The sequence below is a fragment of the Halomonas sp. FeN2 genome (assembly GCF_020595105.1).
GTDB classification, from domain to species: Bacteria; Pseudomonadota; Gammaproteobacteria; order Pseudomonadales; family Halomonadaceae; genus Vreelandella; species Vreelandella neptunia.
In genome coordinates this window covers 3,536,084-3,550,998 of record NZ_CP074200.1, presented here as the reverse complement: position 1 = coordinate 3,550,998, position 14,915 = coordinate 3,536,084, and the positions used below count along the sequence as shown (strand labels likewise).

8 protein-coding genes are annotated in these 14,915 nt (G+C 57.5%); 1 reads left to right on the top strand and 7 read right to left on the bottom strand.

Annotated elements, in window-relative coordinates:
* The 7 genes from KF947_RS16405 to KF947_RS16375 form a co-directional block, all read right to left on the bottom strand.
* Complete coding sequence (locus KF947_RS16405) at positions 1-9,882, bottom strand: non-ribosomal peptide synthetase (protein WP_227404498.1); 9,882 nt, start codon at positions 9,880-9,882, stop codon at positions 1-3.
* 75 nt (positions 9,883-9,957) lie between these two features.
* Positions 9,958-10,959 (bottom strand): TauD/TfdA family dioxygenase, encoded by a 1,002-nt coding sequence (locus KF947_RS16400; RefSeq protein ID WP_227404497.1) that lies wholly within the window; start codon positions 10,957-10,959, stop codon positions 9,958-9,960.
* 10 nt (positions 10,960-10,969) lie between these two features.
* Complete coding sequence (locus KF947_RS16395) at positions 10,970-11,674, bottom strand: 4'-phosphopantetheinyl transferase family protein (protein ID WP_133732964.1); 705 nt, start codon at positions 11,672-11,674, stop codon at positions 10,970-10,972.
* Positions 11,652-12,392, bottom strand: a complete 741-nt coding sequence (locus KF947_RS16390) for a thioesterase II family protein (RefSeq protein WP_133732965.1) — start codon at positions 12,390-12,392, stop codon at positions 11,652-11,654. The genes KF947_RS16395 and KF947_RS16390 overlap by 23 nt, the downstream gene beginning before the upstream one ends.
* Positions 12,382-12,627 carry an MbtH family protein gene (locus KF947_RS16385; protein WP_133732966.1) on the bottom strand — a complete coding sequence of 82 codons (246 nt, stop codon included), beginning with the start codon at positions 12,625-12,627 and terminating at the stop codon, positions 12,382-12,384. Before KF947_RS16385 ends, KF947_RS16390 begins: the two co-directional genes overlap by 11 nt.
* A gap of 255 nt (positions 12,628-12,882) precedes the next feature.
* Complete coding sequence (locus KF947_RS16380; protein WP_227404496.1) at positions 12,883-13,089, bottom strand: FecR/PupR family sigma factor regulator; 207 nt, start codon at positions 13,087-13,089, stop codon at positions 12,883-12,885.
* A gap of 123 nt (positions 13,090-13,212) precedes the next feature.
* Positions 13,213-13,740 (bottom strand): RNA polymerase factor sigma-70, encoded by a 528-nt coding sequence (locus KF947_RS16375; protein WP_227404495.1) that lies wholly within the window; start codon positions 13,738-13,740, stop codon positions 13,213-13,215.
* A gap of 294 nt (positions 13,741-14,034) precedes the next feature.
* Between KF947_RS16375 and KF947_RS16370 the strand changes: the two genes are divergently transcribed.
* A complete protein-coding gene (locus KF947_RS16370; protein ID WP_133732969.1) occupies positions 14,035-14,832 on the top strand; it encodes an inositol monophosphatase family protein in 798 nt (265 codons plus the stop codon).
* Positions 14,833-14,915: the final 83 nt, after the last annotated feature.

Here is a 14,915-nt window from a genome sequence, read left to right as displayed (position 1 = left end):
TCAGCTCTCCATTCCATCTAGTAGCGCTGCCATCTTTTCGAGCTGTGCGTTTTCCTCCTCTTTCGCACCTCCCCTGCTTTCCTGAATGGGCTCACACATAGAGGCCAATGTAGCGTGTTCGAAATAGCTGCGGAGAGGGAGACGTATATCGAAATGTTCTTCCACTTTAGATTGCACTTTAAGAGCCAACAGCGAGTGCCCCCCTAGCTCGAAGAAATTGTCGTGACGCCCTACCCGCTCGACACTCAGCACCTCGCTCCAAATCGCCGCTAGCGTCTCTTCCGTCTCACCTTGGGGTGGCTCATATTGCGCGCTACTGGCGAAGTCCGGCTCGGGCAATGCCTTGCGATCCACCTTGCCGTTGGGCGTTAGTGGTAAGGCATCGAGCATTACCACTAAACTTGGCACCATATAGTCGGGCAATACCTGCCCTAGACGCTCGCGTAGCTCTGCCGTATCGATCGACTCATGTGGCTGGGCGACGGCATAAGCCACTAACCTGGCGCCTCCTGGCCCTTCCTGGGCCACCACTACCGCTTCTCGTATAACATCGAATTCCACCAGCCGGGACTCTATCTCTCCCAGCTCAATGCGCTGGCCCCGTATCTTGACCTGCTGATCGGTGCGGCCGATGTACTCCAGCACACCATCAGTGCGATAGCGGGCCAGATCACCCGTCCGATAGAGCCGTTCTCCGGGCACTTCAGCATACGGGTTGGGCACGAAGCGATCCGCCGTCAGCTTCGGCTGATTCAGGTACCCCCGCCCAACACCGACACCGGCGACATATAGTTCGCCGCTCACCCCCATAGGTAATAGGTTTAATTGACTGTCGAGAACGAGTAGCTGGGTGTTATCAGCCGGTTTGCCGATCGGCACCACGGCTAAGTGCTCGTCATCGCCGCTTCGCAGCAAGTGCAGGGATACGTCATCGGCGCATTCTGCAGGGCCGTACGCATTGACCAATGGGATCGCCGGGTAGCGTGCGAACCATTGGCGGACTAGCTCAGACGTGGAGGCTTCGCCCGTGGGCAGCAGCCAGCGCAGTGCTAGCAGGTCGACTGGGGCAGTGTTCAACATTCCCTGGATCAGTGCTGGTACGCTTTGCAGTATCGTGACGCCGTTGTCGTGCGCATAAGGAAGCAACGCACTGGGGTCGCGTGCAATCTCATCAGGCACGATCTCGATGCTGGCGCCACACAACAGCCCCGCCAACGTTTGCCAGACGGAGATATCGAAACTCAGCGCTGCGGTCTGGGCAATGACATCGCTGGCCGACAGATCCAGGTAGGGAACCTTGCTCAATTGGTTGTTGAGCATGCCACGATGGCTAACGACGACACCCTTGGGTTCACCGGTCGAACCGGAGGTATAGATGATATAGGCGGCCTGATCAGGGTGAGCCGTTACAGCGGCATCCCCCTCTAGTCTTTCCGCCGTGACGAGATCCTCGAACACTATCATCCGCGGTGGGTTGGGCATGGATTCAAGCACAGTTTCGAGACGCGGTGTTTGCTCAGCAGTGGCGACTAGAACCGATGCATGGCTGGACGCCAGCATATCGGCGATACGCTGATCAGGAAGTCGGGTATCCAGCGCTAGATACGCACCGCCAGCCTTAAACGTACCCAGAATCATGCTTGGCAACGCTAGGCCGCGCTCGGCATGCAGGGCTACGACATTATCCTTCTTCACCCCTGCTTGCCGCAGTGCTTGGGCAATGCGATTGGAGGTGTCCTCTAGCTGATCATAAGTGAGTGTCTCTCCCTGATGGCGAACGGCAACTTGGCGTGGATGCTGTCGTACCTGCTCACGGAACAGGTCGATATAACCTCGCTCAAAGGGATAAGCAACCGACTGCCCTCTACATTGCGCCCGCTGTGTCTCCATCTCATTAACAGGCAATACGTCCAATTCATGATAGGGAGCATCAGGCCTGTCAATAATGTGCAAGAGAATTTGACGGAAGCCCGAGAGCAGCCTCTCGACCTCGGAATCGTCAAACTTACGGGCGTCGTAGGAGAGCTGCAGCATCAATTGCTCGCCAGGCACCACCACTACGGTCAAGGGGTAATTGGTGTGGGTGCGGTTGCCCTTGATAGACACATGAAGATCATGGATTTTCTCCGTTATGCTGGCATCTATCGGCGCATTTTCGAATACAAAGAGGCTATCGAATAGACTGCGTCCTTGTGACTGCTCTCCCAACGATTGAATTTCGACTAACGGTAGATGCTCGTATTGACGCATCTCCAGGTTTTTCGCCAATAGCCCATGCAGCCAATCAAGGACAGATGTTTGCGGCGAAGGGGCTGACACACGCAGAGGAATCGTGTTGATAAACAGCCCCATCGTCTCCTGTATGCCCTCCAGTTCTAGCGGGCGCCCAGCCACTGTCACGCCGAATAGGATGTCATCTACCTGGGAAAGCCGCCCTAACAGCAGTGCCCATGCCCCTTGTACGATCGTATTGACAGTCAATTGATGCTGTCGGGCAACGTTCTGTAGCTCTGCACTCTCATCGTGGGAGAGCGAGGAGAATACATCAGCCACCGTGGCAACACTGTCGTGCGAACCGTGCGGCTTAAGATAAGGAATCGGCGTTATCTCATCGAAACCTTCAAGCTCATGTTGCCAATAGTTGCGTAGCACATTGGCATCCTGCTGCTGCAACCAAGCGATAAAATCACGATACGGCCTTGGTTGCGTCAACTCGTGACTCGTCCCGAGACGATAGGCATCGTAGTAGTGGAAAAAATCGCTGAGCAACAGGGAGCGGCACCAGGCATCCATCAGAATATGGTGGAAACTCTGTACGACGTAGAACAGGTTCTCCGCCAGTTGAATAAGGCGTACCTTTAGCAATGGTGGCCGTTCCAGGTCGAAGCCATCATCAAGCTCCTGACGCAATAACACCGCCAAGCGCCGATCGGCCTCATCCTCGTCAATACCGCGCCAATCGATATATTCCACAGGTGAAGGAATTTGCCGATACACCACCTGCAACTGTATCTCTTCGGTTCGCCATACGAACCCTGTACGTAGAACCTCATACCGTTCGCCGACTCGCTGCCAGGCTTTCTCGAAAGCATTGACGTCGATAGGCGAAGCAAACCGGTAGCGATCCTGCATCATGTACATACCAGCGCCTGGATTGAGCAGGGTATGCAATAGCAGCCCTTGCTGCATCGGCGCCAACGGGTAGATGTCCTCAACATTGGCGACATCCAATCGCAAGCCGTCCAGTTGCCCTTGACTCAGCCCCGCCAGCGGGAAGTCCGAAGGCGTAGCACCACGAACACCACTAGCACAGTGCTCAATCAATGCCTCTAGCTGCATCTGGAAGCTTGCTTGCAAGGCACGCATCGTTGCCTCGCTGTGAATCTCACGACTGTAATTCCAGTCGAAGCGCAGTTGGCCATCTTGAACCCAGGCCACCACCTCAATCCAGGTACGGCGCTTGCTTTCCGGCGCGCGAGCCTGCCCTGCATTCTCTTTGGCGAGCCGCCAGGCCCCATCGCCCTGTAGGGAGCGATCCAACTGGCCTAGATAATTGAAGGTGACCTGGGGGTAGGCACCACTAACCAGCGCGGGCTCTTCTTTCAAATAGCGCAGCACGCCGTAGCCGAGCCCCTTTTCAGGCACTTGGCGAAGTTGTTCCTTGATGGCTTTTAGGCTTGTACCGGGCTCCGCATTACCTGGGCTCAGGCGAACCGGGTAGAGGGAGGTGAACCAACCTACGCTGCGACTGAGATCGACACCGTCGAACAGGTCTTCGCGACCATGACCTTCCAGTTCAATCAGTACGCTATCTCTCTCTGCCCATTGGCACAGGGCGCTCGATAGTGCAGTGAGGAGCAGGTCATCCACCTGGGTGCGGTAGGCTTTATGCACCGGCCCCAGCAGTTGCGTGGTCGCTTCGGTAGGCAAACTGCCAACGAGCGATGCGGTATCGGCGACGGTGTTGCTGCCATGTGGATTATGTGCGGGTAGGCTGGGCTCGGGCTCTTTGACAAGACTCTCCCAATAGGAGCATTGCTCAGCCAAAGCCTGCGATTTGGCATAGTCGGCCAGGGCACGCGCCCACTCATCTAGCGAGGTGGTGGCTGGTGGTAGATCGACTGTCTTGGCTGCACTTAACTGCGTGTAGGCCGTTTGCAGGTCATCGAGAATCACACGCCACGAGACGCCGTCTACCACCAGGTGGTGAGCCACTAGCAGCAATCGCCCGCCGCGCTCGCCTCCCAGTGCCATCCAGATGGCTCGGAACGGCCGCTCCAGGCTTAGGCTGTGTTGTGCAGCATCGGCGGCCTGGGTAATGGCCTGCGCCGGATCCGCATGGTCACTCAGATCCAGGTGCTCGAAGAGGTCATCGGCTAGCTTGCCATAGGCTTGTTGCCAGCGATCGTCGATGCGCTCAAAGCGCAGCCGCAAAGCGCCATGATGATCGACCACTGCCTCAATGGCACGCCGTAGCAGCGCGGCATCTACATCACTGGCCGCTTCCAGCATCAACGACTGATTCCAGTGGTGTGGCTCGGCAAAGTTCTGCTCGAAGAACCAGCGCTGTACCGGCAGCAGCGCAAAGGAAGCAGCCTTATTGGGCGCAGCCACTTGTTTAGGAGCGGTAGCAGCTAGAGGCGTGGCCATCGCCGCCACTGCGGCAATGGTCTGCCCTTCCATCAACTGCTTGGGCGTTACCTTGTAGCCACGCTTACGCGAGCGCGCGACGATCTGCAGGCTGAGGATGGAGTCACCACCCAACTCAAAGAAGTTGTCGTTACGCCCCACCTGCTCGCAGCCGATCACGTCAGCCCAGACCTCTGCCAACGTCTCCTCCGCTTCTCCTTGGGGCGCTTCAAAGGTTTTTCCACTACCGGCTTGCACTGGCTCGGGTAATGCCTTGCGATCCAGCTTGCCATTGGCGGTTAGCGGCAGAGCCTCCAGCCGTACCAGGGCGCTGGGCACCATATAGTCCGGCACGCGCTCGCCAAGCTGCGCGAGTAACGCGTCGTCATCGACGTCGCTCCCGGCTGCCATCACCACATAGGCGTACAGTTGCGCGCGTCCTTCCTCATTTTCCCGCGCTACCACTTCGGCCTCCGAGACCCCTGGCTGGTCGCGCAGCAGGGCAGCGATCTCGCTCGGCTCCACCCGATAACCGCGAATCTTGACCTGATCATCCACACGGCCAAGGAACTCCAGGCTACCGTCGGCCAATTGGCGCACACGGTCACCGCTGCGATAGAGTCGCTCCCCCGCATGGAAGGGGCTGGCGACGAAACGTTCCGCTGTTTGTCCCAGCCGCTGTAGATAACCTTGAGCCAACCCAGGGCCACCCAAGTAGAGCTCGCCGGCAACGCCCTTCGGCACCGGATTAAGCCAGGGGTCGAGCACATAGGCCTGAGCATTGGCCAGCGGTTTGCCGATCGGCAGGGTGCTGGCAGCTCGATCGGCTATGTCGGCTTGCTGGGTGAGAATACCGACCGTGGTTTCCGTAGGGCCGTAGTGATTAAGCACCTGGCATTTTGGCTTGAGTTCGGCGATACGCGCCAGTAGCGCCCAGTCGGTCGCTTCTCCGCCCAGGATAAGGCGCTCGTGGGGAAGTACATCGGCCGGAGTTGCCGCACTCAGCAGCGCCCGCAGGTGGCTAGGCACAATTTTGAGCACATCCACCTGCTGTTCGCGCATATAAGCCGCAAAGGCATCTGGGTCGAAGGCGCAGTCGGGGGAAATAAGATGCAAGGTACGCCCGGTGCACAAGGCGCCAAACAGCACGGTATGGCCCAGATCCGCCGCTACCGTCGACACCATTGCCATGTTGCGGGCACCTTCTGGTAGCGCCAGAGCTTCCAGAACGCCCTGCACGTAATTGGCCAGCGCAGCGTAACTCACCGCCACTCCCTTGGGCTTGCCCGTGGAGCCAGAGGTATAGATCACATAGGCCGTCTGCTGGGGATGGATAACGGGTGGTTCGTGCTCTACTGCAACTGGAATATCATCGGCAAACGCCAGCTCCATTACCGGAATGTCATCGCTCCAGTCGCAAGCCATACTGCTCAGCATTAAGCGAGCGCCACTGTCAGCCAGTTGATAGGCCAAGCGCTCCGCTGGCAGTTGCGGATCAAGCGGCACGAAAGCCCCGCCCGCTTTGATTACGGCGAGGATACCGAGCACGTACTCGCACGAACGCTCAGCGTGAATGGCAACACGCACCTCGGAACCAACGCCTTTTGCGATTAGTGCCTGTGCCAGACTCTGGGCTTGGGCATCCAGGCTGGCATAGGTATAACGGTACTGCCCGTCGTTTACGGCTAGCTCATCAGCATGAGCTGCCACCACTTTCGACAGCAGGGTGGGTATAGCCTGAGTGAGAATCTCGCTTTGGTTTCCTTCCAACACGGAGATAGGCTCAGGTAGCGACTGCATCGCTATGTGAGACCGTGGATCAGCTACGACCTGCTCGGCCAGGAATCGGAATGCCTGGCAAAAACGCTCGATCGTGGTGGCATCGAATAGCTCTGCGGAGTAAGCGAATAGACCTGCTATTCCCTCGGGCTCATCGCAAAAATCGAGACTCAGGTCGAAGTGGGCAATGCCCGTGAATACCTGCTCAGCTTGAACGGTCAGGCCAGCCACGTGGCGATCCGCCTGCCACATTTCCTGCTGAGTGCACTTCACCTGGAACAGTGGATGTACACCCGGTTGCCGTTCGAGTTGGAGCGCTTCGACTAACTGATCGAAAGGGACATCCTGATGCAGTTGGGCATCAATCAGGGTAGCGTTCACCTCATCTAACAAACGTTCGAAATTTCCAGTGGGATCAATCTGAGTGCGCAACACAACGACATTGATAAGGTACCCAATTAAGCCCTGAAGCTCGGTTTTATGCCGATTGGCAATCGGCGCCCCTACCTTGATATCTGTCTCACCGCTAAAGCGATGCAGGGTCAGCTTTAGTAGTGCCAAGATCACGGTGTAGAGCGAAACGCTTCGTTCACGAGCTAGGCTACGTAGCCGCTCGCTCAACTCATCGGTAAGCGTAAAGCGCAATCGGCCTTCACTCGGTGCGGACAGCGCTTGGCGTGGGCGATCCAAGGGCAATGCTAGCGGGGGATGATCCCCGGAGAGGCGTTCACACCAGTGGGCTAGTTGGCTCTGTCGCTCACTACTATGTCTCTCACTACTGTGCTGCTGACGCTGCTGCCAAACCGCATAATCTGCGAACTGTATTGGCAGTGGTGCAAGCTTGGCTTCTTGCTGTGTACACACACCTTCATAAAATGCGCATAGATCATCGATGAGCACCTGTACTGACCATCCATCCCCAGCAATGTGGTGCTGCACGACAGCTAACACATGGTGCTCCGTGGACAAGCGGTAGAGGGCGGCGGTTAAGGGAGGTGCCTGATCCAGGTCAAAAGGCTGCCGCGCCAGTTTAGTGAGTGCGTCATGCAGTGCCTGCTCCTGCTCAACCACGGTATCACCGGGCATCTCGTTACAGATCAACTCAGGATGCCAATCCTGCGCTAGCCGCTGAACAGGTTCTCCCGTCTCACTCAAGGGGTAGTAAGTACGTAAAATGTCATGCCGTTGCACCAGAGCCTCAATCGCAGCATTGAGCGCTGTTGGATCCAATACTCCCTTGAGGTGCAGTGCACCTGCCATATTGTAACCAGCGCTCTGGGGATCGAGTTGCCACGTCAGCCATAGGCTGCGCTGTCCTTCCGACAGCGGTATGTCGCCTTGACGCTGATCATCTTCAAGACGGGAGATGGCCATCCCTCGTTGATCCGATGGTGCCGCCAAACGTGCTTCGATAGCGTTAGCCATGGCAGACAAGCGCGGTTGCTCGAACAGCGCGTGCAGAGATAGCTCGACGCCCCAGTGATCACTGATGGCGGCGGCTAGGCGCACCGCCGCCAGAGAATTACCCCCGCTAGCAAAGAAGTGGGCATCTTTTCCCAACGGCTTTTCCTTGCCGTCCCCCAGCACCTGGTGCCAGAGCTTCGCCAACGCCTGCTCCGTTTCGCTTCCAGCTTCCGCAGTAGAGTGCGATGACTTTCCTCCGCCCTCAGCGTCACCACCGCTGACAAAACGCCCAAAGGCGTGAATGGCGTAGGCATCCAGGCTACCCGCTTCCCAGCCTTGGCGGCAGGCACTGCGCTGCAGTTTGCCGCTGGAGGTTTTGGGGAGGCCACCTGGGTTGAGCAGTAGCACTACAGAAAGTGGCTCGTGGCAAGCGCTCCCCACCGTCTCGCTTAGCGCTTCGACCAACTTCTCGGCGGGCACTAGTTTCTGTATGCCGCGGGAGACCTCTGCCGCGACGCCAATCCCCTCGGCGCCTTCAGGGGTGGTCACTGCAAAGGCCGCCACGCGCCCTTTGCGCACTGCTTCCACTTCCGCCTCGATAGCGCTCTCGATATCATGGGGGTAGACGTTATGGCCGCGCAGAATGATCAAATCCTTAATACGCCCGGCAATATACAGCTGCCCTTCGTGCAGAAAGCCCAGATCGCCGGTGCGCAGCCAGCGATCATCGCGAGCATCGTGGTTCTGTGCATCAGTATCATCGGTGCGCTGCCAACTGACCCCATCGCGGGTGACAAAGGCTTTCGCTGTTGCTTCTGGGTTCTGCCAATACCCGTGCGCCACGCTGGGCCCGTTGACCCAGATCTCGCCGACGTCACCACTGGGCAGCGAGTGAAGCCCCTCAGGATCGACAATATCGATTGCGTGACCGGGTTCCGGTGTACCGCAGCCCACCAGGGTGTTGCCTTCAACCGCTGAGGCAGCCTTTCCCTCGGCCAGAGACTGTTGAGAAAAAGCCGTGCCCACCACGCCCGTACCGCGCGAATTACAGCTAACCAATAGCGTCGCTTCGGCCAAGCCATAACAGGGTGCTGCGGTGTCAGCGGCAAAGCCCGCCGGGCGGAAGCGTTCGATAAAGCCAGTGAGGGTATCGTGGCGTACCGGCTCGGCGCCTGAGAACGCGACCCGCCAGCTGGATAAGTCGAGCGCCTCAAGCTGCTCGTCGCGGATACGCTCAAGACACAGCCGGTAGGCAAAATCGGGGCCACCGCTAATGGTACCCCGGTGGCGGGAGATCGCTTCCAGCCAGCGTACCGGCCGCTGTAAAAAGAAGGTGGGGCTCATCAATACCGCGGGAATGCCGCGATAGATGGGCTGCAGCAGGCCACCGATCAGCCCCATGTCGTGGTAAAGCGGCAGCCAACTGACGAAAACATCGTCGGCACCAATCGAGAAGCCTGTCTCGATAGCACGCTCGTTCGCCATCAGGTTGCCATGGCTGACCATCACCCCTTTGGGCGTGGCCGTGGAGCCTGAGGTGTACTGTAAAAAGGCGATATCACCACGCTTTGGGTGATGCTCGACCCAGTGTTCAGCGCGGCTCTCATCTACGGCATCCACAGGGATCAATTCCGCACTACCGAAGCCTTCGCTTGCAGATGCGACCACATCGATAATCGTTGTAGAGGTAAGCACACAGGCGGCCTGGGAGTCGGCGGCAATGGCGAGCAGGCGCGCCAGGTGCTGCTGCTTGGCCGACTCTGGAGGGAAGACCGGCACAGCAATCACCCCGGCATATAGGCAGGCGAAGAACGCCACCACATAGTGCTCATCGTTATCCAGCAGAATCAAGGCACGCTCACCAGCCGGGAACCGCTGCTGGAGTTCGCTGGCCAGGGCGCGGGAACGCCGCTCCAGGGTGGCGTAGTCAAGGGTGATCTCACCTTGAGCGTTCACTACAATCAGCGCCCTGTCACTGGGCCTTTCCCGGGCCAGACGACTTAAATGCTCGACATAGCTTCTAAAAACGTCGCTGTGGTTAGCAACGTTATGGGACGGGTGGCTGTTCATTGTCTGGGCGTGCCTTATATTCATATGCGTACCTGCTGGAACTCCTGGCCGTGGCGTGGGATTGAGCCGTTGTATTCAGTCTTTGGAGAGGTTGCCGTGGCCTTCCGCCATGGCGACGACGACTTTGCGCGGCCCTTTGAACGGCGTGCGTGCATGGGCGACCAGCATGTTGTCGAGCATCAGCACATCGCCTGCCTGCCAGGGGAACATCACCGTTTCGTCGGCCAGTACGCCGCGGATCTCATCGAAGATGGCATCGTCAATGGGGCTACCATCGGCAAAGAAGACGTTACGCGGCATGTCTTCAGGGTCGAGCAGCTCTTCCAGCGACTCTCGTACCTCTGGCTGCAGGTTGGAGACATGGAAAAGATGGCCTTGGTTGAACCACACCTGCTCACCGGTGACCGGGTGAGTCTCTATGCTTTGGCACAGTTGGGTGGTACGCAGGTCGCCATCGGGCTTCCACTCACAGCGAATCCCCGCACGCTGGCAGAATGCCTCCACTTCGGCGCGGTCTTCGGTGTTAAACACCTTTTGCCAAGGCATATCGAAATCGCCGTAGTTGCGTACGTAGAGAATGCCGGGGGCAAAGCGCTCGCGGATCTCTGCGGGCATACGGCGGTAAATAGCGCGGCTATCAGCTATCGGCGTCTCTCCGCCTTCGGGGGAAGCGGTGACACAGTGGAACCAGATTTTCATCGGCCACTCGCGGGTGTAGGCCTGCTCATTGTGGAGGGGAATATGTTGATGAGCGGGATACTCGGTCGAGGTATAAATGCCTGACGAAACCGCTGAACGCGGTGTTGAGGCAAACTCATAACTCAGCAGCGGATGACCAAAGGCGGCAGCAAACTGCTGAAAATCGTCCACGGAGGGAACATCGAAGCCTCTTAGCAACACCCCGCCGACTCTGGCCACCAGCGCCTCAATATCCCCACGCAACTCGCCAAAGGCTTCCAGCAGTGGCTGCCCTGGGTAGGAGGGAGAAATCATAATGGGCAGCTCCGAATCAGCAGGCCCCTGACGTTTGGATATGGTGTTGGTTTGTTGCGTTGGTGTTGCGCTTTGGCTGTCCATTATTGATCTCCTAAAAATTCGTTGAGTAGCGTTTACCCTGAGCGTTTGCGTGGGAATAGCCTGAATCGATATAGCCCAGGGCAGCGGCATAGCCACTCGGCGCTGGCAGCGGCCATGCTTGCAAAGGTGATGAAACGGGAAGCGAGTGCTCAAGGTGATAGGTGTCTGGCGGCCCTAAAGAGGAAGTGATCGAGAGCGATCGCAAATGATCAGCAATGCCCAGGCCCAGGGCTTTGAGCACCGCCTCTTTAACCACCCAGCGCTCCATAAAGGGCAGTGCGTGGTCGAGCTGCTCACTCGGCGATAGCACCAGCCCTTGCAGCGGCGCCAGTTCGGCCTCGGATCGGCAGCGCTCAATATCGACCCCCACCGCGCCGCCGGGAACAATCGCGATCAGGGCGACATGGCCAGAGTGGGAGACATTGAAAGCAGGCCCACCAGCGTTTTCCAACGCTGGTTTTCCGTAAGCGTTCTGAGTGAACGCCAACTTTTCTGGCGCTATACCGGTGTGCGCTGATAGCAGTCGCCGCAGGGCCGCGCGAGTCGCCACGGCGCGTACGATGTCGGCGTGACGGTGAAGCCGCTGGGCACGCTGCCACTCGGCTCGACTCAGCAACCGATCATCTTCGTCAGCCACCGGGGCGTTCAGATCGAGCGCTAAGCGCCATACCTCAAGCCCCTCGGGCACCCCTTCAGCTAACTGCAGGCGCTGCATGGGGCACCTCCTCAAGCCGTCGAGTCAGCGCCCGTTCGATAGTCTCCAGCACTTGTGCTTGCTGCTGGCGAATAAAGAAGTGCCCTCCTTCGAACCAGTTCAAAGAGAACACCCCGCCCGCTTCCCGCTGCCACGCCTCTAGACGCTCTCTTTCGATATCGTCATCGCGCCCGGCGAGTACCTGTAGGGGGTAAGCAAGCGGCGACCCGCCGCGATAGCGGAAACTGCGACAGAGGCGGTAGTCCGACATCAAGATATCGAGGGTAAGGCGCAGCAGCTCAGGGCTTTCGAAGACCTCCCCTGGAGTGCCGCCCTGTTGGCGAAGATCCGCCATCAGGGCTTTGTCGTTATCAAGGCCCGCCAAGCGGTCTGAGTCGCGCATTGAGGGCGCCGCGCTGCCTGAGGCGAACAGCATCCGCGGCTGAGGCCGCCCGACATCGCGCAAGCGAGCTGCCATGCCGTAGGCCAACAACGCCCCCATGCTGTGACCGAACAGAGCAAAGTCACCGCGCATCCGCGTTGCCTGCTCTTCACACAGCCGCACGACCTGGGTCTCGAAGTCATCGATAAGCGGCTCACCCAGGCGCTCACCACGCCCAGGCAATTCGACGGGATACACCTCGACCCAGGCGGGCAACTGGCGCTTCCAGCGTAGATACATGGTGGCGCTGGCCCCGGCGCAGGGCAGGCAGAGCAGTCTTAAACGCTTAACCTGCATTCACCTGCTCCGCCTCAGCGCCGGCCTGCTCATCCATCCACTGGCGCAGCGAGAGTGGCCGCATATCGGTCCAGGTTTTTTCGACGTAGTCGAGACAGGTTGGTTTATCGCCGAGCACGCCGGTATCGGTCCAGCCCGCGGGAATCGCTTTCCATTCTGGCCAGAGGGAGTACTGCTCTTCGTGGTTGACTAATACGCGGAAGACACCATCTTCACGATCAAAACAGCTTGTCATGGAATTAACCTCATCGTTGCCAAAGGAATGAGAAGTAAAACGCAATTGCTTCTCATTACTTAATGACGAGTGAGGAACCAGAAAATTTAATGTTGGAAAGGAAGAAAGTAGAAAAAATAGGGGGAGGGGGCGCTAGGGCGTCGACATAGCATTACCCTTGCCAAGCTAAAAATTGCTCCAGTGGGCGGCAGCGTTAGCTCGCGACCATTGAGTTAGCCTGAAGATCGAAGAAGGAGGTAAAAAAACAGTGACTTATCAGTTGCGCTCATCACCGCTTGGGATCAGCCCTGTTAGCATCCAGAGCTGTTCTGCTTCATGAAAGACTCGACGGTGCAGGGAAGAAGCCGCTAACCAAGCATGCAGCGTTTCGCGATCAGCGTCGCTCAACGTCTCTTCATGCTCGCGCATCAGCCAATCTAGCGCTGTTTGCCAAACGGCATCGTCGCCGCTGTCGTTATCCATCGTTACTGTCAAACCTCGCTATTGCGGCCTGCTCATTACCTGCCTATGGAAGCGTCTGATATTCTCAACGCTATTGGCTGACAGTGTAACAAAGCGACAACAAAGAGGGGACGGAACGCCGATTTACTTATCTGGCAACGACCGACCTTGTAGCGACTGGTGGCAATGAGTCAACGCATCGCGAATCATAAAGTTAACTGACGTGGTAGAAACACCTAGCTGTAACGCCACTTCCCGCTGGGTATGGTTTCCCGAACGATAAAGTTCAAAGGCGCGTCGCGTACGCTCGGGCAGCTCGTCCAACGCGTCCACCACCTGTGCCAAGGCCTGGCGATCAATGGCAATCACCTCAGGTGAGTGTGACGCACAAGAGGCGTTATCCACCTCCTCTGCTTTTGCAAACAGCGCTGACTCAAACGCCGAACGGCGGCAACGGTCAATGGCGAGATTGCGCACCACTCGTGACACGTAGGATATGGGCTGCTTTACCTCAAAAAGCGTGGTTGCCTCTGAAATTTTCAGATAGGCGTCTTGCACGACATCATCGGCTTGATCAGCATTGCCCAAGACTTTTGCGGCGACACAACAGAGCCGGGGCCGCTGATTAACGAAGATATCTTCTAACTCAGCGCTCCAGGTCTGGGTATCCACAGCTCGGCCTCCTGCCTTGATTAACACCACGGAATAAATGGCAATAATTATTATTTGCGTTAGAGCCTGGTAAGTCAACGGGTGAGAGCTAACTCACTTTTTATAACGATATGCTGGTTGACTCAGTTAATAGCGACATGTGGCGGGGGCATCTCTCAGACGCCAAATGCATAGATGATCTACCATTAAACCAAATTTACTCCTGTCATCTCCGCGTCATGAATGGCTAGTTACATTGAAGGCATACAGTTTTTGCCATTCACTAAGACACGATGCATGCCCAGGGGAAATACAATGCTCGATAGCAGTAATGACCTACTCGAAACGGTGAAGCAGGCGGCGTACGAGGCAGGTGCGCTGTTACGCGAGGGATATTCGCTAAAGGGCAGAATCGCCTTTGAGCAAAAGGGGGCGTCAGACTTTGTCAGCTACTACGATACGGCCGCCGAGAATATCATTATCGACTGTATCAACAGCGCTTTTCCCGATATCGCTTTCCTTGGTGAAGAGAGCGGGCTTACACCCACCGATAGTGACTATACCGTCATCATTGACCCTCTCGATGGCACTAGCAACTTTCTGCATGGGGTGCCCCACTTCTCGGTCTCCATCGCGGTCACCAAGGGTGATGAGCTGATCATCGGCGTTGTCTATCAACCGCTGCTTGATGAAATGCTTTGGGCCAGCCTTGGCACCGGCGTCTTCCTCAACGACACGCCGCTCACGACGCCTGAACCGCGCCCACTGAACGAGATGCTGATAAGCACCTGCCTGCCGTACCACGCTAAAGGCGACTGCTCGACGGCCCTAAATCAACTCGCTGCTCTAATGCCCCAGGTGGCCGGTATCCGCAGCCCGGGCTCCGCGGCGCTGGAGATCGCCTACACCAGCCTGGGCCGGTTTGATGCTTTTTGGTCTCAAGGCGCTAAGCTCGACTTTTGGGATATCGCCGCCGGCATTGTGATTGCCCGAGAGGCGGGCTACACCGTCACGGATCTCACTGGCGAGCCGCATCCCGCTCAATGGAACAGCCTAATTGCAGCGCACCCCGAGCGGCATAGCCAACTGTTAGCGTGTTTAAATGCCTGTTGATAAACGATCAATACCACCTCTAATCACATCGGTTAGCCACTCAAGCGGAGGCTAGCTGATGCAGACCTACTACCCCCGACCTG